This window comes from Streptosporangium sp. NPDC002607 (assembly GCF_053592655.1).
This window is the reverse complement of the sequence record NZ_JBSFWD010000018.1, coordinates 60,730-79,567: the sequence shown is the minus strand read 5'-3', so window position 1 is coordinate 79,567 and position 18,838 is coordinate 60,730. Positions and strand designations below refer to the sequence as shown.

Genomic DNA, 18,838 nt, shown 5'->3' with positions numbered 1-18,838 from the left:
AATACGATCGAGCCAACAATAAACAAAGACTCCATCGTCAAATGCCCGAAAAATATTGAATGTCTTATTCTCGACGCCACCCAGGCCCGTACCGGAGTCCCGGCAGGCTGCGGATCCGCCTCGATTCCCCCCGCCCGCCAGGCCGGCTGATATTTCTCATCTCAGCCACGCACCCGTCATTCACCGACAGAACAGGGAAAACGCCAGGAAGCACCCACGATCGGCAGGGTCCGCGGCACGGAGGTCGCCTTCATCCCGCAGGCACCCTCGCAGCAGGGCGCCGGCAGGCACTAAAGAATGGATTTTTCGCTAAATTCACGAGAAGCGAGGGAAGCCAGCGGATCAGGTCAGCCTGACTGTTTCGGTCCTCGGTCCAGCAGTTCGGCGAACAGTTTCTCCCAGAGCGGCATGACCGCTTCGGGGGTGTAGTCGTGCGCGGCGACGGCCGCGGCCGCTCCCATCCGCCGCCGCAGCTCCCTGTCCTCGATGAGCCGGACCATCGCCGCCGCCAACGCGTCGATGTCGCGGGGAGGGACGAGCAGCCCGTCGACCTCAGGGGTGAGCACGTCGGCCGGGCCGGTCGGGCAGTCGAAGGCCACCACGGGCAGCCCGTGGGTCATCGCCTCGATCATCACCATCGGCAACCCCTCGAACCGCGAGCTGAGGACGTAGAAGGAGGCCCTGGCCAGTTCCTCGTCGAGACGATCGGTCCGTCCCATCAGGGTGACGTTGTCCCCCAGCCGGTACTCCTTCAGGAGCGCGCGCAACTGCCCCTTCTTCTTGCCGGTGCCGTAGATGCGCAGCCGCCAGTCCGGGTGACGGGCCACAACCTGCCGGAACGCGGGAATCAGCAGGTCGAAGCCCTTCTGCCCGACCAGCCTCCCGGCCGCGACCACGAGCCTGTCGTCTTTCCTGGAGGGTGTCCGGCGCACGGAGCCGACCGCGTTGGGGACGCGCTCGACGCGCGTGGCGGGCAGGAGCGCCTGGTACTCCCTCCTGTCGGTCTCGGTGAGCACGACCACCGCGTCCAGCCTGCCGTAATGGCGGCCGATCTCCGAGCGGACCGCCTCGGAGTGGGTGGCCAGGTTCATGTGCTCCTGCCCGACCTTGACGACGCTCGCGGGAGCACGGCGGGCCGAGATGAGGTTCAGGGCGGGGCGGGTGGTCACCAGGACGCCGTCGGTGAGCGCGGAGACGTAGTCGATGACGGCCCGCTCCACGCGTTCGGTGAAGTAGGAGGCCGCGAACTCGCCGGCGGGCACGATCCTGCCTCGGATCCACCGCCACACCCGCCGCCCCATGGAGTCGACGGGCCTGCCCTCACGCTGGTCCGACAGCGTCAGGAGACGGATGCGCGGGTCGATCTCGAACTGGGGTCTCTCCTTCCGCCGTACCACGCTGACGATCTCGACCTCATGGCCGGCCGCGGCCATCGCGTTCGCCTGGTTGATCACCGTGCGGATCGTCCCGCCCATGCCGTACGCGTGCAGCAGCAGGTAGCGGATCCTCGTGGTCTCCGGCGCCGTCATGTGGGCTCCGTGACAGGCGGCAGATATCCCCAGCTCTCGCACATCGGCCGGAGCGAGTCGGGTATCTCCTCCGGCCCCGGCAGGTCGCGCCCGGGCTGCACCCGTCCCGACCGGATCTTGTCCTTCCAGTCGCCGAGCCCCTTCTCCAGCACGGTCTGCTCGCCGTAGGCCAGCATCTCCGGCTCCCAGGGAACTCCCAGAAAGTCGCAGACGCGGCGCGCCTCGGCCTCGGGGTCGGCGGTCAGGTCCTCGTAACGCACGGTGCACCCGCTGAGTGCCCCCCGCGCCCGCTGCACCGCCTTCATGTAACGCAGGGCGTCGAGTGCCGCCTCCTCCGGCGTCCGCCTGCCCGCCCCCGCCTCGTACCACGACCTGGCGATGGACGCCGGGTGGCGCAGCAGGAAGACGAATCTGGCGTCCGGCCAGCACGCGGCGACGCGCCGGTAGGCGAAGGCATTGGCCGGTGTCTTGTCCACGAAGAACGTCTTGCCGCTCCTGACCAGCTCGCGGTGGAGCACCCGATCCCACAGCAGGTGTTCCAGGTCGGCCCGGTTGTGGCCGAGCGCCTTCATCGCCCGCTCCGCCAGCGAGGTGCCGAACTCCACCCTCAGCCTCCGCACGTGCGGCTCGTGCGGGGCGTGCAGCATGGAGTGGGCGTTGAGCATCGCCCGCAGGAGCGTGGAGCCGGACCTCACCGGCGAGAGGACGAAGACCGGCGCCACCAGCAGCCGGTCGACTTTCGGGTCGGCGGGCGGACCGAACGGCTCCTCCGCGGCCGGGGCCCCCGCATCCGCCGACGAGCCGACTTTTCCTACTCGATTAAGCTGGAATCCGGTAAGCCTGACAAGGGCGTCGTTGGCCTTACGCTGCCACTTCATGCCCAGGCAGGCTACCCATCTTTCCTGGCATTTCACTGTGTGTTCAGTTTGGAACACCCCCCGTTCCCGCCGGGCCCCGGCGAGCACCGGGCCGCGGGCGGGTGGCAGCGCGCCGGGGTTTCACCGCGCGGGACCGACGGCGAATCGCCGTACAGTGTGAGCCATGGGGATGGTCAAGACCGTGGGACTGGTTCTGCACCCGCAGCGCGATTCGAAGGTGGCCATCGACACGATCGTGGAGTGGGCCCGCGCCCGCAGCGTCACGGTGCTCGGGCTGCCCGACGAGGTCGGGCGCATCGACTGCAGCGCGGTGTCCGTCGACGGCGCCACCCTGGTCGACCGCGCCGACCTGCTCGTCAGCCTCGGCGGCGACGGCACGATGCTGCGCACCATGCGGCTCATCTCAGGGCGGCGGACTCCGATCCTCGGCGTCAACCTCGGCAAGCTGGGGTTCCTCGCCGAGATCGACGTCGACGAGCTGCCCTTCGCGCTGTCGGCCATCGACGACAACGCCTACACGGTCGAACCCCGGATGGCGGTGCGGGCCACCCTGCCCGACGGCACCTCGGTGACCGCGTTCAACGACATCGCCCTGGTGCGGATACCGGGCCACGGGCTGTCCGCGATGTCGATCACCGTGGAGGGGCATCCCTTCGTGCGTTACGCGGCCGACGCGGTGATCGTCGCGACCCCCACCGGGTCGACCGCCTACAGCTTCTCCGCGGGCGGCCCCATCGTGTCGCCGACGGTCGAGGGCTTCCTCGTGGTCCCGGCCGCGGCGCACTCGTCGTTCAACCGGGCCCTCGTGCTGTCGGCGGACGAGCGGGTCGTGCTCGGCCTGCTGCCGGCGAGCGGCCGGCTGGCCCTGGAGGTGGACGGCGCGGTGGGCGCGCACCTGTCGCCGGGGGACGAGCTCACCGTCACCGCGATGCGCGCCGCCGCGTGGGTGGTCCGGCTCGGCACCACGAGCTTCTACGAGCGTGCCCGCCGCAAGCTCCGCGTCAACGGGAGTGCCGAGGTCGACTAGGCCCTGCCCCCGAGGCCGCCGTGACCGGCGACGACACCGAGGCGCGGTCCGGCCGACCGCGGTAGGCGGAAGATCCAAAGAGCATCCGGGCGCCGTCACCTCCTCCGCCCGGCCGCCTCCGCCGGTCACGGAACGTGACGGCGAACGACGCGGCAACAGCATCTGTCATGAAAGTTTCACTGGCGGGTTGACAGCGGGAAAGCGCTTACCTAGCTTGTGGATTGTTCGCTCACATGTCCGCGGATCGCATATGTGAACGGCGAGTGCTCGCTGGGGGGACTCCGAAACGCAGGCCGCACCGGCCTGCCGGACCAGCAAGGAGCTCAACTGTGCTGTACAGATTCAACAGGAAAACGGCCGGTGCGGTCATCGCCGCCACGGCCCTCGCCCTGTCGGGAACGGTGGCGGGCGTCTCCGCCGCCGCGGCCGCCGCTCCCGCCGCGGGAAACTACACACTGGTGAACGACGGCAGTGGCCTCTGCCTGACCGTTCCGGGCGGCAGCTCGTCCGACGGCGTCCAGCTCACCCAGAGCGGCTGCGGCGGCGCCGGGCAGACCTGGGCCGTGTCCGGAGGCAGCACCCAGCTCAAGGCCACGCACAGCGGCAAGTGCGCGGGCGTCAAGGACGCCAGCACCTCCGCCGGCAAGGCCGTCCAGCAGGAGAGCTGTTCGGGCGCGTCCTCCCAGACCTGGAACCTGACCGAGTCGGGGTCGAACTACCGGGTGGTCAACGCAGGCGGCGGCAAGTGCCTCAACACCGCCGACAACTCCACCTCCTCCGGCGCCCTCGTACAGCAGAACTCCTGCGACTCGGTGGCGACCAAGCAGTGGCGGCTCGTCCCCGCGGGCGGCTCGAACCCGACGCCGACCGTCACCCCCACCTCCAATCCCACGACGCCTCCGCCGAGCGGCCAGACCGGCCTGGTCGGCTGGGCGACCCAGGGCGGCGGCACCACCGGCGGCGGCAACACCCCGGCGACCACGGTCAGCAGCGCCTCCGCGCTGACCAGCGCGCTCTCGGCGAGCGGCGCGGCGGTCATCCGGGTGTCGGGCACGATCTCCTGCTCCGGGATGCTCAAGGTCACCTCCAACAAGACGATCCTCGGCAACTCCGGCGCCGTCATCTCCGGCTGCGGTTTCAACATCTCCGAGGCGTCCAACGTCATCGTCCGCAACCTGACCTTCCGCAACTGGAACGACGACGGCATCCAGGTCCAGTACTCCACCCGGGTCTGGATCGACCACAACTCCTTCAGCAACGGCTACGACGGAGCCGTGGACGTCAAGCGCGCCAGCGACTACGTCACGATCTCCTGGAACCGGGTCTCCAGCCACGACAAGACCATGCTGCTCGGCCATGACGACGGCAACGCCAGTGAGGACACCGGCAAGCTGCGCGTCACCTATCACCACAACTGGTTCGACGGCACCAACCAGCGCCACCCGCGGGTCCGCTTCGGCAACCCGGTGCACGTCTACAACAACTACTACGGCAACGTCGGCAGCGGCGGCGGGTACGGCGTGGCGTCCACGAAGAACGCCGGCGTCCTGGTCGAGGGCAACTACTTCGAGAACACCCCCGACCCCTACCACCGCGGCGAGGGCTCCTCTCCCGCCGCCAACCTGGTCGCCCGCAACAACCACTTCGTCAACTCCGGTGCCGGGGACGCGGGCGGCAGCGTCGCCTCCATCCCCTACTCCTACTCGCTCGACACCGCCTCCAGCGTCAAGTCGATCGTGACCGGCGGCGCCGGCGCCGGCCGGATCTCGGTCTGATCCGGACTGCTCCAGGTCTGCCCCTGACCCGGACCTGGCGCGGGCCCGTCAGGGCCTGAGACGGAACACCTCCAACGGCTCCCGCGGGCATCGCCCGCGGGAGCCGTACGTATCACTGGTGGGTGAACTGGGTGAGCGCGGGCAGCGCCCTGTCGGAGAAGTCGAACAGTGCCTGGTTCTCCCACCCGTTGCCCGAGGACGCGTCGGCCGGGTCCCAGCCGTTGCCGCGCACCGCGGTCCAGGTGGGTTCCCAGTAGACGACGCCCAGGCCCCGGCCGTTCGGCACGGCCTGCACCACGCTCATCACGTCGCGCAGCATCGCCGACTGGCCCGCGGCGGAGGCCGGGTAGCCGGGGTACGGCGTCGCCGCGGTGATGATGTTGGTGAGGCCGTCGTCGTTGCCCGTGGTGAAGGGGTAGGCGGTCTCGACGACCAGGACCGGCTTGCCGTACCTGGAGGCGATGTCGTTGAGGTTGGTCTGCAGCGCGCCGAGCGTGCCGTGCCAGTAGGAGTAGTAGGAGACGCCGATCACGTCGTAGTTCACGCCGTGGGCGGCGGCGCTGTCGAACCACCAGCGGAAGAGCGAGTTGTTGCCGCCCTCGGCCACGTGCAGCACGACCCTGGTCGAGCCGGAGACCGCCTTGACCGCGCTGTGGCCGGAGTTGAGGAGCTGGGCGAGGTTGCCGAAGTTGGAGCTGCGGCCCTCCTCCCAGAGCATGCCGTCGTTGATCTCGTTTCCGACCTGGACCATGTCGGCGGTCGTGCCCTGCGCCTTCAGCGCGTTCAGCACGTCATAGGTGTGGTTGTAGACGGCGGTCTTGAGCTGGGCGAGCGTGTACCCCGCCCACGCGGCGGGCTTGTACTGCTTGCCGGGGTCGGCCCAGGTGTCGGAGTAGTGGAAGTCGATCAGCAGCCCCATGCCCTGGGCCTTGATCCGCCGCGCCAGGGCCAGCACGTGCGCCTTGTCGTTGTAGCCGTCGGCCGCGTTGACCCAGACCTTCAGCCGGACGTAGTTGAGCCCGGCCGAGCGCATGATGGCCAGCGCGTCACCCTGCGCGCCGGTGGCGCTGTGGTACTTCCCGCCGAGGGCCTCGGACTTGGGCAGGCTGGAGGTGTCGGCGCCCTTGATCGCCAACGTCGCCGACCCCGTGGCGAAGGTGACGTCGTCGAAGTTGGCCCAGCCGCCCGCCGCGGCGGCGGAGCCGAGGCTCACCGTGCACTGGCCGCCCGTCACGGTCTGGGTGACCGCGATCTGGATCCATTCGGACGAGCTGACCGGCAGGTAGGTCCTCCTCTCGGCGGGACCGCAGTTCCGCAGCGCGATCCAGCTCTGGCTCGCGGCTCCCGACCTGACCCAGGCCCGGAGCGTGTAGGTGCCGGAGGTCAGGCCGGTCAGTGTCTGGTGGGTCTCGACGGTGTACGCGCCGGAGGCCCAGTGGGACAGGCGGTAGGAGCTGGCGTGGCCGCCCGCCTCGGTGAAGTCGGCGGCGGCGGAACCGCTGCCGACGGTGGTGCTCCAGCCGGTCGGCGTGGAGGTCGGGCTTCCCGTCTCGAAGCCGCCGTTGGTGACCGTCGAGGCGGCCAGGGCCGCCAGGGGGGTGAGCGTTGCGGCGGCGCAGAGCAGCAGCGCCACCAGGATCTTCTTCATCTGTCCTCGCTCTGGGATGGAGTGGTGCGGACAACCCCCGAAGACCCCCGGTGACGTGCCGCGGTCAGGTGGCCGGCACGGCACCGGGGGAGCTCATGCGTCCGGTGCCAGCTCGACGACGGTGACGCCGCCGGCCGGTACCGTCGCCGAACCCGCGTGCTCGGCGCCGTCGAGAACCCCGGCCCCGCTCACACCCGGGACGGTGACCGGCTCGTCGCCGTGGTTGACCAGGAAGAGGTGGCGGCCCCGCCGCAGGAGTTCGAGGGTGTCGGGCAGGCCGCGCGGGCGGGACACACCCGCGGCGTCGAGGACCGCGCGGAGGATCGCGCGCAGGTCTCCGTCCGTGTCCTGGCCCGCCCGGGGGTCGAGGGCCGTGGCGACGTACCAGGCGGTGCCCGCTCCCAGCTCGTGGCGGGTCACCGCGGGGTGGCCCGCGTCCGGTCCGCCGGTGAAGGCGCGCACGGTACGCGCTCCGGCGAGGCGGACCCGCTCGGACCAGATCCGGCCGGTCAGCCCGTCGTCGCCGACGGCGACCGTGCCGTTCTCCGGCAGCGGGTGGAACTCCTCCACCGACAGGCCGAGCACGTCGCGCAGCACGCCGGGGTAGGCACCGGGGTGGATCGTGTCGTTCTCGTCGACGATCCCGGAGAAGCAGGAGACGACCAGGTGGCCCCCGGCCTCCACGTGGCGGTGCAGGTTCTTGCCCGCGGCCTCGGTGAGCAGGTAGGAGCTCGGTACGACGACCATTCGGTACGCCGAGAGGTCGGCCGCGGGGTGGACGAAGTCGACGGTGACGTGCTCGCGCCAGAGCGCCTCGTAGTACGCCTCCACCCGCTCGCGGAACCTCAGGTCCACCGAGGGCCGCCACTCCAGTTCGAGCGCCCAGTACGACTCCCAGTCCCACACCAGCGCGACCTCGGCCTCGACGCGGGAGCCGCGCACCGGCGCCAGCTCGCGCAGCTCGGCGCCGAGGGCGACCACGTCGCGCCAGAGCTCGGAGCCGGTCCCGGCGTGCGGCAGCATCGCCGAGTGGAACTTCTCCGCGCCGTAGCGGGAGGCACGCCACTGGAAGAAGAGCACCGAGTCCGATCCCCTGGCGACGTGGGCGAGGCTGTTGCGCCGCATCTCCCCCGGCCGCTTGGCGAGGTTGCGCGGCTGCCAGTTGACGGCGCCGGTGGAGTGCTCCATGAGCATCCACGGTCGGCCGCCCGCCACCGAGCGGGTGAGGTCCGCCGCCATGGCGAGCTCGATGTGGCCCTCGGCCCGCCCGGCGTCGAGGTAGTGGTCGTTGGAGACGACGTCCACCTCGCCCGCCCACCGCCAGTAGTCCATCGGCTCGCAGTTGGGGATCATGAAGTTGGTGGTGACCGGCAGGTCGCTGAAGCGGCGGATGGCGTCGCGCTCGCGGCGGAAGTTGGCGATGTGCGCGTCGACGGAGAAGCGCGCGTAGTCGAGTTGCAGGGCCGTCAGCTGGCCGACCGGTGCGAGCCTCGGGGGTTCCACCTCGTCGAACGAGCCGTAGGTCAGCCCCCAGAACGTGGTCCCCCACGCCGCGTTGAGCGCCGCCACGTCCCCGTGCCGCTCGCGCAGCCAGTCGCGGAACGCCTCCGCCGAGGTCTCGCAGTAGCAGCGCGCGTTCGCCCAGCCGTACTCGTTGTGGACGTGCCACATGACGACCGCCCGGTGCCCGGCGTAGCGGGCGGCGAGCCGGCCGGCGATCCGTTCCGAGGCGGCGGCGTACTCCGGGGAGCTGGGGCAGAAGCTGTGCCGGGAGCCTCCGGCGATGACATGGCCCGCGCGGTCGACCAGGTGGCTGCCCGGGTGGGCGGCCCGAAACCAGGTGGGCGGGGAGGAGGTCGGTGTCGCGAGGTCGACCCTGATGCCCGAGGAGCCGAGCAGGTCGATGATCCGATCCAGCCGGCCGAAGTCGTAGACCCCTTCTTCCGGCTCCAGCAGGCTCCAGCCGAAGATGCCGAGGCTGACCAGGTTCACCCCGGCCTCACGCATCAACCGGACGTCCTCGTGCCAGACCTCCTCCGGCCACTGCTCGGGGTTGTAGTCCCCTCCGTACGCGATGCCCTCCGGCAGGACGGGATATCCAGGCAACTGCTCCCCCTTGGCTCATCTCTGTGAACGTGCACAGTAATCGAAACCCGACACCCAGGGAAGAGTCGCCACGGGAACGCCAGCGCGGACAGGCGATTAACAAGAGCGTAACGAGCATTGACAGGGCGACATCTCGGATTTCAGTCTGTGAACGTTCACAGACATGTCCGCATGGCAGGCCCCCGAGCCCCGGCGCGACACCCCGATACAGCACCCCCGGCACAGCACCCCCGGCACAGCACCCCCCGACACGGCATCCCTGACACGGAGGAACGCATGCAGAGAAACCGGCTCGCAGTGGCGGCCGCGGCTCTCGCCGCCACCCTGGCCGCCGGATGTTCCGGCGCCGCCCAGGAGCCGGCCGTCCCGGTCGCGCAGAGCTCGGCCCCCGCAGGGCCGGTCAAGCTCACCTACTGGACATGGGTTCCCAACATGGACAAGATCGCGGCGGCCTGGAACAGCGCCAACCCCGACATCCAGGTCACGGTCAGCAAGCAGGCCGGCGGCGACGACGCGGCCGCCAAGTTCCTGACCGCGGCCAAGGCGGGAAACCCCCCTGACCTGGTCCAGGCCGAGTACCAGATGCTGCCCTCCTTCGTCGCCGCCGACGCGGTGGCCGACCTCTCCGGCGACGTGGCGCAGGCGAAGGGCGAGTTCGGCGAGGGCATCTGGGGGCTGGTCACGCTCGGCACCGACGCCGTCTACGCGCTTCCCCAGGACAGCGGCCCGATGATGCTCTACTACCGCCAGGACCTGTTCGACAAGTACGGCATCGAGGTCCCCAAGACATGGGACGAGTACGCCGAGGCCGCCCGCACCGTACGCAAGAAGGACCCCAAGGTCTTCCTGGGCACCTTCTCCAGCAAGGACCCCGGCGCCTTCGTCGGCCTCGCCCAGCAGGCCGGCGCCCAGTGGTGGTCGATCAGCGGCGAGTCCTGGAAGGTCGCGGTCAACGACGACGCCACCAGGAAGGTCGCCGACTACTGGGGCGGTCTCGTCGCCGAGGGCGCCATCGACGACCAGCCGTACTTCACCCCCGAGTGGAACAAGGCGCTCAACGACGGCAAGCTGCTGACCTGGCCCTCGGCCGTCTGGGCGCCGGGCGTGCTGTCCAGCAACGCCCCCAAGGCCAAGGGCAGGTGGGCGATCGCCCCGCTGCCGCAGTGGAGCGCCGGCGAGAACGCCAGCGGCTTCTGGGGCGGCTCCTCCACCGCGGTCGCCGCCAAGTCCCCCAACCGGGCCGCCGCCGCGAAGTTCGCGACCTGGCTCAACACCGACCCCGAGGCGCTCGGCCTGCTCGTCAAGGAGGGCGCGGTCTACCCGGCCGCCGCCAAGGGCGGCACCATGCTCGGCGAGGCCCCCGACTACTTCTCCAACCAGCCCGACTTCTGGCAGCAGGCCGCCGCGATCTCCGCCACCGCGCGGGGCTTCACCTTCGGGCCGAACGTCAACGTGACGTACAACGCCTTCAAGGACGCCTTCGACAAGGCCGTACAGGACAAGTCCGCGTTCTCCGACGCCATCGGCAAGATGCAGGAGGCGACGGTCGCCGACATGCAGAAGTCCGGATTCCAGCTCGCCCAATGACACGACGCCTCGGCGGCGGCGCCCGCACCGCGAGCGCCGTCCCCTACCTCTTCCTCGCACCGGCCATGGCGCTGTTCACGCTCTTCATGGCCGTCCCCATCGTCTACACGGCCTACCTCAGCCTGCGGCGCACCAAGGTCTCCGGGCTCGGCCTGGGCAAGGGCTCGCGCCGCGAGGTCTTCGCCGGCCTCGACAACTACACCGCGACGCTCGCCGACGGCGAGTTGTGGGCCGGCTGGCTGCGCGTCCTCGGCTACGGCCTGCTGGTGCTCGTCGTCATGCTCGGGCTCGCCCTGCTCTTCGCGCTGCTGCTGGACTCGGCGCACGTGCGGCTCGCGCGCTTCTCCAGGGTCTCCGTCTTCCTGCCGTACGCGGTGCCCGGGGTGGCCGCCACCCTGCTGTGGGGCTTCCTCTACCTGCCGAGCCTCAGCCCGATCCGCCAGGTGCTCGACGTCGACCTGCTCGGCTCGGGCACCGTGGTCCTCTCCATGGCGAACATCGCGGTCTGGGGCGGCGTCGGCTTCAACATGCTGGTGCTCTACACCGCCCTGCGCGCCGTGCCCATGACCTACTACGAGGCCGCCAGGATCGACGGGGCGAGCGAGATCCAGATAGCGCTGCGGATCAAGATCCCGATCCTGCTGCCCGCGATCATCCTAACCACCGTGTTCTCCATCATCGCCACGATCCAGGTGTTCACCGAGCCGACCACGCTGCGGCCGCTGACCAACACGATCAGCTCGACCTGGAGCCCGCTCATGAAGGTCTACCGCGACGCCTTCGTCACCGGCGACCTCTACTCGGCCGCCGCCACCTCGATCGTCATCGCGGCGATCTCCCTCGTCCTGTCCTTTGGTTTCCTGCGCGTCGTCCGCGACCGCGCCTTCGGGGAGAGCTGATGGCCACCACGACCCTCACCACGAGGGGACGCCGGAGAGCGGCCGCGCGACGCCGCCCGTACGGGATCGCACCGACCGCGATCCTGCTGCTGGGCGCGCTCTACTGCCTGCTGCCGGTCAGCTGGGTGCTGGTGGCCGCCACCAAGTCGAAGGCGGAGCTCTTCTCCACCTCGACCTTCGCCCCCGGCACCGGGCTGCTCGCCAACCTCGCCGACCTGGCCGCCTACCGCGACGGCGTGTTCTGGCTGTGGATGCTCAACACGCTGCTGTACGCCGGTGGCGGCGCCCTGCTCTCCACCGGCGTCTCCGCGGTCTCCGGCTACACGCTGGCCAAGTACCGCTTCCGGGGCCGGAACCTGATCTTCAACCTGCTGATCGGCGGCATCCTGGTGCCCGCCGTGGTGCTGGCCATCCCGCAGTACCTGCTCTTCTCCCGGATCGGGCTCGCCGACACCTACTGGTCGGTCCTGCTCCCGCAGATCCTGCACCCGTACAGCATCTATCTGGCGCGCATCTACGCCACCGCCGCCGTCCCCGACGCCCTGCTGGAGGCCGGGCGCATCGACGGCGCCGGGCACTGGCTGCTGCTGCGCCGGGTGGCGCTGCCCCTCATGATCCCGGGCATGGTGACCATCTTCCTGTTCCAGTTCGTCGCGATCTGGAACAACTTCCTGCTGCCGTTCATCATGCTGGGCGACGACCAGAGGTTCCCGCTGACCGTCGGGCTCTACACGCTGCTCGCGGCCGGCGCCAACCAGCCCTCCCTGTACAACCTGATCCTCACCGGCACCCTGCTGTCGATCATCCCGCTGATCGCGCTCTTCCTCACCATGCAGCGCTACTGGCGGACCGACCTGGCCGGCGGGGCCGTGAAAAGCTAGTGGCCGGGCCCGACCGGGCCTCGCCCGGTCGAGGGGAAAATGGGAGCATGGCGAAGCGTCCGACCATCCATGACGTCGCGGCGGTGGCGGGGGTCTCCCGGGGAACGGTCTCCCGGGTGCTCAACGACGACCGGTACGTCAGTCCCGCGGCGCACGCCGCGGTCAAGCGGGCCATCGCCGAGACCGGCTACGTGCTCAACCGGGCCGCCCGCAGCCTGGTCACCCAGCGGACCGGTTCGGTGGTGATGGTCCTGTCGGAGCCGCAGGAGCGACTGTTCGAGGACCCCAACTACAGCGTGCTGCTGCGCACCGCCACCCGGCGGCTCGCCGAGCGGGACATATCGCTGGTGATGATGATCGCCGGGAACGACGGCGACCGCGACCGGGTGGTCCGCTACCTGCGCGGCGGCCACGCCGACGGGGTCTTCCTGGTCTCCACCCACGCGGGCGACAGGCTGGTGGACGCGCTGGTGGACATCCCGGTGGCCGCCGTCGCCCAGGGGGCTGTCATCGGCAGGGAGAACGTGATCCCCTACGCGGCGGCGGACGACCGCGAGGGCGCCCGGCAGATGACGCGCTACCTGGTCGAGCGGGGCCGCAGGCGGATCGCCACCATCACCGGCCCGCTCGACACCCCCGGCGGCGCGCTGCGGCTGGAGGGCTTCGCCGACATCCTCGGCAGGAAGGCGAGCAGGAGGCTCATCGAGCACGGCGACTACACCCAGCTGGGCGGGGAGAGCGCGATGGCCCGGCTGCTGGAACGTGCCCCCGACATCGACGCGGTGTTCGTCGCCTCCGACCTGATGGCCGCGGGCGCGCTCTCCGCGCTGCGCGCCGCCGGGCGGCGGGTGCCCGAGGACGTCGCGGTGGGCGGCTTCGACGACTCGGCGGTGGCACTCACCACCCATCCGCCGCTCACCACCATCCGCCAGCCCCTGGAACGGGTCGCCGAGGAGACGGTCCGCCTGCTGCTCGCCCTGATCGACGGCGCCGAGCAGGTGGAGCCGGTGATACTGCCCACCGACCTCATCGTCCGCGAGTCGACCTGAGCCGGTGTGAGCGGACGGCCCGCGACGCGGACCGCCCCCCGGCCGGGGTACGCGGACGGAGGGCGGTGGCGAGTCGTGCGGTGTGTCGTGCTGTACGTCGTTCCGCGCGAGGTCAGCGAGCGGCGGACGAGCCGTTCACGGTCAGGACCTGCTCGGTCTCGATGGCGGGGAAGGTGCCGGTGTCGATGATCCCGTGCTCGTGGAAGGCCGCCTCCAGCAACGCGTGAGCCTTGGGCTCCAGCTTCCACAGCGCCCGGTACTCCCGGGCGGTGGCCAGGGAGACGCCGGTCTCGTGGGCGATGTCCGTCGCCCGGGGCACGAACTTCCGCTCGATCTGCTTGTCCCAGTACTCCCGCGCGGCACGCATCAGGGCCGCGCGCTGTGCCGTGTCGACGACCGGCGGCGGGCCGTCCAGCACCTGGACCTCGTCATCGTCATCGTCGATGACCGATCGCCCCGCGGCCACCGCGGGACGCACCGGCTCAGGCTCCGGGTCCCACGGCACCGGCGGGGTCAGGTCGATCAGCGCGGAGGTGTTGTAGAGGGCGCCGATCTGGGAGAGCAGGGCCTCCTGGCGTACCGAGTCGACGGCCAGGCCGGTGTGCTCCACCGCCCGGTCCATGGCACGGTCCAGCTTGGTGAGGGCCGCGCGCATCTTCCGGTCGGACGCCCCGGACTCGCGGAGCGCGCGGGCGCGCTTGGCCGCCAGCGCGACCCGGGTCAGCCTGCGGTGGGCGTCGACCTCACTCGCCGTACGGTCGCTGACCTCGGCCAGCCCGATGCGGACCAGTGCCCGCTCGGGAGTGAGCCGCCAGTTGATGCGCGAGCGCCCGCTGATCCGGTGGCGTTCGATCGCCATGCCGCGCTCCCAGAGCCACGCCGCCACCAGGGGCGCGGCGAGCCGGAAGATGGCCTCGGCCATGCTGCGGGCGTCCATGCTGGACAGCACCGCGGTCAGGCCGGTGAGCGCCCACACGGCGATGCCGTCGATGCCTGCCGAGAAGTTCTCCCGCATGTTGCGGCGGGCCCGGACCGCGCTGGTGATGACGGCGACCTCGATGAAGGCGAAGAGCAGCAGCCGCAGCGGACCGTCGAAGCCGAGCACGTCACCGGAGAAGCGCCACATGCCCTGGGCGGAGACACCCGTCGCGATGCTGGCGGCGACGATGGTGAGGATGTCCTCCACCGGACGGGGCGCGACGTGAGAGTGGAAGAAGCGGACCGCCATTCGCTGGATGGCGCGGAGCGCGAAGTAGGCCGCGACCAGGAGGACGAGAGCGAACACGCCGATGAAGCTCGTCAACACCGGCTGGTCGGATGCGAAGGTGGTGATTTGATCGATGGGGGGCATCAGTCACTGTCCGTCAGTCTCGATGTCCGACAGGATATCTAGGCGATCATTCCAGAATGTCGGCGCGCTGTTCGCCAAACAGGCGCTCACGCGAGTGACAGAAGAGAACACAGTTGTGGTGGGGACGAGTAAGGATCACCCGCCCTCGGGGCTCCGGGCTCACTCCGGCGTCACCCCCGCCGCACCGCCCCACCACGGCCCAGTTCGCCGTCGTGACCAGCGCGGCCAGTGGTTACCAAGTTATTTTTCAGATGACCACAAGAGCCGGTACCTAGCGTTCTCGACGTAACGGAGAACACCGGGCGCCGCACGCCGCACCCGGTCCACGGAGGGGACCGGGCATGTCCGGGATCAATATTGACGACATCCCGTTCGAGGGTGCCGAGCTGGACGAGGTCGCCGGCGGCCGGATGACCGTGTCCTGGCGCAACAGCAAGGGCCAGGCCGGCGAGTGGTGGGTCAGCTGACGATCGGCTCGCCGCCCCGGGTGGGATCAGACCCCGCCCGGGGCGGCGCCCCACCGGCCGAGGGTGCCGAAAGGTACGTCGGGCGCCCGGGAGAGAAACCTCTTCCAGGGTGCCAGACCCGCCGGAGGTACATCGGCTGACAAACGGCCCGGCGCCCTTCCTTTCGGAAGGCGCCGAACCGGCCGTGCCGGGAGAGAGGAAGGCGCGGCACACGCCGCTCTCCCGGCACGGGCCGGCCGGACGGGATATTGATCGATCTGGCGCGGCGGAGCAGGATTCCCGTTCCGCCGCGCCTTCATGACGAGACGAGCCTGATTTCCCGGAGCCAAGGCTCGGGGTCTCCACGCTGGAGGTATTCGATGATTGACCTCGGAACGACGCTCGCCTCCGGGGTGCGGCTGCTGCGCGGCCTGCCTCGCGGCCACGCACAGGTGCAGCAGGCCCGTCGGACGGCCGCCGCATGGGCGGCCGACCACCCCGAGCTGAAGGCGGAACTCGTCGTCGACGAGCGTCCCGGCACCTCGGTGGTCGACTTCGATCTGCTGCTCCAGGACCCGGAAGGCGGGACGATCGCGCTCACCGCGCGGGCCAGCGACGGCGTCCCCTGGCTGATCGACCACTCCACGCGCTGGGCGGCGGGCCGGCTGGTCAGCGTGGACGAGATACACCTGTCGGTCGCCCAGGCGCTCACCATGATCCGCTCATTGTCATGCCGCGACGCGACGCCGCACGACGAGATCGTCGACCAGTGCCTGATCCTGAACGAGATCCAGCACGACGACACGCCGGTCAGCGACGAGGACCTGCAGGCCGCCTCGGAGGAGTTCCGCCGGGGGCGGGGCCTGCACGACCGCGCGACGATGCCGGCCTGGCCGGCCGAGATGGGGATGACCCTCCAGCAGTTCGACGCCTACATCGGCGGTATCGCCAGGCGCCGGAGCTTCCGCCGCCGCAGGGAGGCCGAGCTCGGCCCGGCCTACCTGGCCGCGCACGCCGAGCGCTTCGACCGGGTGCGTGCGCTCTGGAGCATCGGGCCGGAGCGGGCCCTCGAGGACCTCGGCGGTGACTCACCGGAGGGCCTCCTCCCCGCGCTCGCGGGTCCGGCCGGCGAGGTGGAGACGACGATCGCCGAGCGTTTCGCCTTCGAGCTGCCCGAACCGTTGCAGGAGGGCGCGCCCGGAGACGTCGTCGGGCCGACGGCCCATGGCACCGCCTTCCTCGCCGGGGTCATCCTGGGGCGTGCGGCCTCGTCGGCGGACGAGCGGACCCTGGCCGCGGCCGGGCGGGTGGCGTTCACCGAATGGCTGGCCGAGCGCCGCGCCACGGCCTCGATCGAGTGGCACTGGTCGTGACCGACAGGGTTCCCACGGCCGCCGCGACGACGCGCGGAACAAGGTCTTCCGCGAGGAGTCGCTCCGCCGCCACCAGGTCGCGGCCGGTTACCCGCCGAGGTGTGGTGCGCGTGCGGCGGAGGAGCCGTCTCGGATCACTTCACCGGTGAGGTTGCCGTTGGCTCCCGAGCCTAGGAAAACGATAATTTTGGCCACGTCGCCGGAGTTGGAGAGTCGGCGGCTGGGCGTGGCGGCGGCGAGGGCATCGGTGACGAACTCCGGAACGTCCCGGCTGTCGGTCAGGGTGAAGCCGGGGGCCACGACGTTGACCAGGATTCCGTCCCGGCCGCCGTTCCAGGCGAGGCTGCGGGCGAGTCCGTACAGGCCCGATTTGGCGGTCCCGTACGGACCTGGCCCGGGCAGTCCCTCCTCCGCGACGCTTGAGGAGATCAGCACGATGCGGCCCCAGCCCCTGGCGCGCATGCCGGGCAGGACCGCGCGGATCGACGCGGCGGTTCCGACCAGGTTGGCGTTGATCATCGCCTCCCACTCCTTCATCGGTACGTCCTCGAACCGGACGCTGGGATCCGGCGGGCCGTCACCGCCCCAGCGGACGGCGTTGGCGACGAGGACGTCGATCCCGCCCCAGCGTTCGATGACGGTTGCGGCGGCCTGGTCGATGGTCGGCAGGTCTTCGAGGTCGAGACGTACGACGTGCGCCTGCCCGCCCAGGGCCTCGATGTCCGCGGCCACCTTCTCGGCCTTGTCCGGGTTGTTTCGGTAGGTGATCGCGACCCGGGCGCCCTCCCGCCCGTAGGCGCGGGCGGTCGCGGCTCCGATCCCGCTCGACGCGCCGGTGACCAGGACCACGCGGTCTCTGAGTTCGGTGTCCATTGTGTGGGGGGTCCTCTCGTCCTTGCTGATCGGGTACGGCCAGTGCGGGATGTACGTCAGGCTCAAGACGGCGCCTTGGCACGCACCCGGGTGGCCAGGGTGTGCACTGCGTCGAGCGCTGCGGCCTGGGATGCCTCGTGCGTCTCGCGGAACTGGACGAGGAAGGGCATGACCCTGGCGTGCGTGAGCTCGGTATGGACGAACTCCACATCGTCCAGTCCGAGCGAGGAGAAGAAGGCGCGCAGGTAAGGCTCCTGGAAGTCGAAGGGCTCCCGGGGAGTGCCCGGTCCGTAGGCGCCGCCGCGCGCGCTCAGTATCACGGCCGACTTTCCCCGGAGCGGCAACCAGGGCAGGGCCACCCGGTCGATCCATGCCTTGAGCGCGGCGGGCACCGAGAAGTTGTACATGGGGGCGCCGACGAGCAGGACGTCCGCCGCGAGCAGTTGCTCCACCAGCGGGCGGGTGGCTGCCCAGGCCCCGGCCAGTTCGGAGGTGGTGTTGGCCACCTCGTCCATGGCCTGGATGCCGCGTACCCCGTTCAGGGAGGACTGGGTGGCGAGTTGGACACGGGCTTCGTCGACGGGCGGTACCGGTTCCGCGACCAGGTCGCGGTAGGTGTAGATCCCTTCAGGATTGGCCGCTTTCCAGGCGGCTGCGAAACTCTCGCCGAGCCTGCGCGAGAACGAGTCGCTTCGTGCGCTGGCGTCCAGGTGCAGCAGATGCGTCACAAGATTGCCTCACATTCAATATGATCTGGATTCGCAATCAATATAGAACAAGATAGTTTCAAGTCAAGAACATATCGACTCGCTATCATGGAGCCATGGCCATCTCTCCTGCCTCCGAAAGCTCGCCCGGCAGCCGGCTGCACGAGGATCTGCACTGGCTGTTCGCCCGGTTGAAGCAGGGCCTCGCCGGGGCGGAGGCCGTAGCGGTGCGGGAGCACGGCATGAGCCTCTGGGGTTACACGGTGCTGATGGCGGTCGTCGAAGCTCCCGCCCGCACTCAGCTCGCCCTCGCCCAGGCCGTGTCGGTCGACAAGAGCAAACTGGTCGTCATCCTCGACGAGCTGGAAGGCGCCGGCCTGGTTCTCCGTCGGCCGGATCCCGCGGACCGCAGGGCCCGCATCATCGAGGTCACGCCTCAAGGAAGCCTCGCGCTCGAGGCCGCCCGCGATGACATCAAGGCGATCGAGGACCAGCTGCTGACCGATCTCGACGCCCCGGTACGGGCGGCGCTGAGGAGCGCGCTACGGCATCTCGCCGGCGCACCCATCCTGCGAATCGAGGACGGGCAACCATGTGAAACCGCCTGTGCCCCCACCACGCCTGTTGGAACTCGTTAGCCGGGCCGCCGTACTGAAGGCACCGGCCGCCGGTTGGCCGGGGCGCCGGGTGAAAGGCACCGGCCCCCGCC

16 protein-coding genes are annotated in these 18,838 nt (G+C 70.1%); 9 read left to right on the top strand and 7 right to left on the bottom strand.

The features are described 5' to 3' along the window. Nucleotides 1-347: 347 nt before the first annotated feature. Both ACWD3H_RS21480 and ACWD3H_RS21475 read right to left on the bottom strand, forming a co-directional pair. Nucleotides 348-1,529, bottom strand: a complete 1,182-nt coding sequence (locus ACWD3H_RS21480) for a glycosyltransferase family 4 protein (protein WP_451956222.1) — start codon at nt 1,527-1,529, stop codon at nt 348-350. Beyond that, nucleotides 1,526-2,407, bottom strand: coding sequence for a sulfotransferase family protein (locus tag ACWD3H_RS21475; protein WP_451956221.1), 882 nt, complete (start codon nt 2,405-2,407; stop codon nt 1,526-1,528). The genes ACWD3H_RS21480 and ACWD3H_RS21475 overlap by 4 nt, the downstream gene beginning before the upstream one ends. A 163-nt stretch (nt 2,408-2,570) precedes the next feature. Here ACWD3H_RS21475 and ACWD3H_RS21470 point away from each other — a divergent pair, with 163 nt between their 5' ends. Together ACWD3H_RS21470 and ACWD3H_RS21465 are read left to right on the top strand one after the other, a co-directional pair. Beyond that, nucleotides 2,571-3,434: an NAD(+)/NADH kinase gene (locus ACWD3H_RS21470; RefSeq protein WP_355556627.1), complete on the top strand. Its 864-nt coding sequence runs from the start codon at nt 2,571-2,573 to the stop codon at nt 3,432-3,434. Nucleotides 3,435-3,763: 329 nt separating this feature from the next. Beyond that, on the top strand, nt 3,764-5,209 hold the full coding sequence (locus tag ACWD3H_RS21465) for a pectate lyase family protein (RefSeq protein ID WP_451956220.1): 1,446 nt from the start codon (nt 3,764-3,766) through the stop codon (nt 5,207-5,209). Between the two features lie 112 nt (nt 5,210-5,321). On the opposite strand, the gene ACWD3H_RS21460 is transcribed toward ACWD3H_RS21465, so the two are convergent. Together ACWD3H_RS21460 and ACWD3H_RS21455 are read right to left on the bottom strand one after the other, a co-directional pair. Continuing rightward, entirely contained in the window at nt 5,322-6,857 is a 1,536-nt protein-coding gene (locus ACWD3H_RS21460; RefSeq protein WP_451956219.1) for a glycoside hydrolase family 53 protein, read from the bottom strand. Nucleotides 6,858-6,950: 93 nt separating this feature from the next. Further along, complete coding sequence (locus ACWD3H_RS21455; protein WP_451956218.1) at nt 6,951-8,963, bottom strand: beta-galactosidase; 2,013 nt, start codon at nt 8,961-8,963, stop codon at nt 6,951-6,953. A gap of 276 nt (nt 8,964-9,239) precedes the next feature. On the opposite strand from ACWD3H_RS21455, the gene ACWD3H_RS21450 reads away from it, so the two are divergent. Genes ACWD3H_RS21450 through ACWD3H_RS21435 form a run of 4 tightly spaced genes read left to right on the top strand, consistent with a single transcriptional unit; the run spans nt 9,240 to nt 13,379 of the window. After that, nucleotides 9,240-10,550, top strand: a complete 1,311-nt coding sequence (locus ACWD3H_RS21450) for an ABC transporter substrate-binding protein (RefSeq protein WP_451956217.1) — start codon at nt 9,240-9,242, stop codon at nt 10,548-10,550. Next, the gene (locus ACWD3H_RS21445; RefSeq protein WP_451956216.1) at nt 10,547-11,449 is read left to right on the top strand and encodes a carbohydrate ABC transporter permease; all 903 of its coding nucleotides are present in this window, start codon (nt 10,547-10,549) and stop codon (nt 11,447-11,449) included. Before ACWD3H_RS21450 ends, ACWD3H_RS21445 begins: the two co-directional genes overlap by 4 nt. Then, the gene (locus ACWD3H_RS21440; protein WP_451956215.1) at nt 11,449-12,330 is read left to right on the top strand and encodes a carbohydrate ABC transporter permease; all 882 of its coding nucleotides are present in this window, start codon (nt 11,449-11,451) and stop codon (nt 12,328-12,330) included. Before ACWD3H_RS21445 ends, ACWD3H_RS21440 begins: the two co-directional genes overlap by 1 nt. A 47-nt stretch (nt 12,331-12,377) precedes the next feature. Further along, nucleotides 12,378-13,379, top strand: a complete 1,002-nt coding sequence (locus ACWD3H_RS21435) for a LacI family DNA-binding transcriptional regulator (RefSeq protein WP_355561724.1) — start codon at nt 12,378-12,380, stop codon at nt 13,377-13,379. Nucleotides 13,380-13,491: 112 nt separating this feature from the next. On the opposite strand, the gene ACWD3H_RS21430 is transcribed toward ACWD3H_RS21435, so the two are convergent. Next, a complete protein-coding gene (locus ACWD3H_RS21430; RefSeq protein ID WP_451956214.1) occupies nt 13,492-14,730 on the bottom strand; it encodes a hypothetical protein in 1,239 nt (412 codons plus the stop codon). Nucleotides 14,731-15,071: 341 nt separating this feature from the next. On the opposite strand from ACWD3H_RS21430, the gene ACWD3H_RS21425 reads away from it, so the two are divergent. Together ACWD3H_RS21425 and ACWD3H_RS21420 are read left to right on the top strand one after the other, a co-directional pair. Next, a complete protein-coding gene (locus ACWD3H_RS21425; protein WP_451956213.1) occupies nt 15,072-15,197 on the top strand; it encodes a hypothetical protein in 126 nt (41 codons plus the stop codon). 359 nt (nt 15,198-15,556) lie between these two features. Beyond that, nucleotides 15,557-16,549 carry a TIGR04500 family putative peptide maturation system protein gene (locus ACWD3H_RS21420; RefSeq protein ID WP_451956212.1) on the top strand — a complete coding sequence of 331 codons (993 nt, stop codon included), beginning with the start codon at nt 15,557-15,559 and terminating at the stop codon, nt 16,547-16,549. A gap of 87 nt (nt 16,550-16,636) precedes the next feature. Here the strand turns inward: ACWD3H_RS21420 and ACWD3H_RS21415 are convergent, their stop codons facing one another. Continuing rightward, the gene (locus ACWD3H_RS21415) at nt 16,637-17,488 is read right to left on the bottom strand and encodes an SDR family NAD(P)-dependent oxidoreductase (protein ID WP_451956211.1); all 852 of its coding nucleotides are present in this window, start codon (nt 17,486-17,488) and stop codon (nt 16,637-16,639) included. Beyond that, complete coding sequence (locus tag ACWD3H_RS21410; RefSeq protein ID WP_451956210.1) at nt 17,485-18,150, bottom strand: FMN-dependent NADH-azoreductase; 666 nt, start codon at nt 18,148-18,150, stop codon at nt 17,485-17,487. Before ACWD3H_RS21410 ends, ACWD3H_RS21415 begins: the two co-directional genes overlap by 4 nt. A 95-nt stretch (nt 18,151-18,245) precedes the next feature. Between ACWD3H_RS21410 and ACWD3H_RS21405 the strand changes: the two genes are divergently transcribed. Further along, complete coding sequence (locus ACWD3H_RS21405) at nt 18,246-18,767, top strand: MarR family winged helix-turn-helix transcriptional regulator (protein ID WP_451956209.1); 522 nt, start codon at nt 18,246-18,248, stop codon at nt 18,765-18,767. The last annotated feature ends 71 nt before the right edge of the window (nt 18,768-18,838 follow it).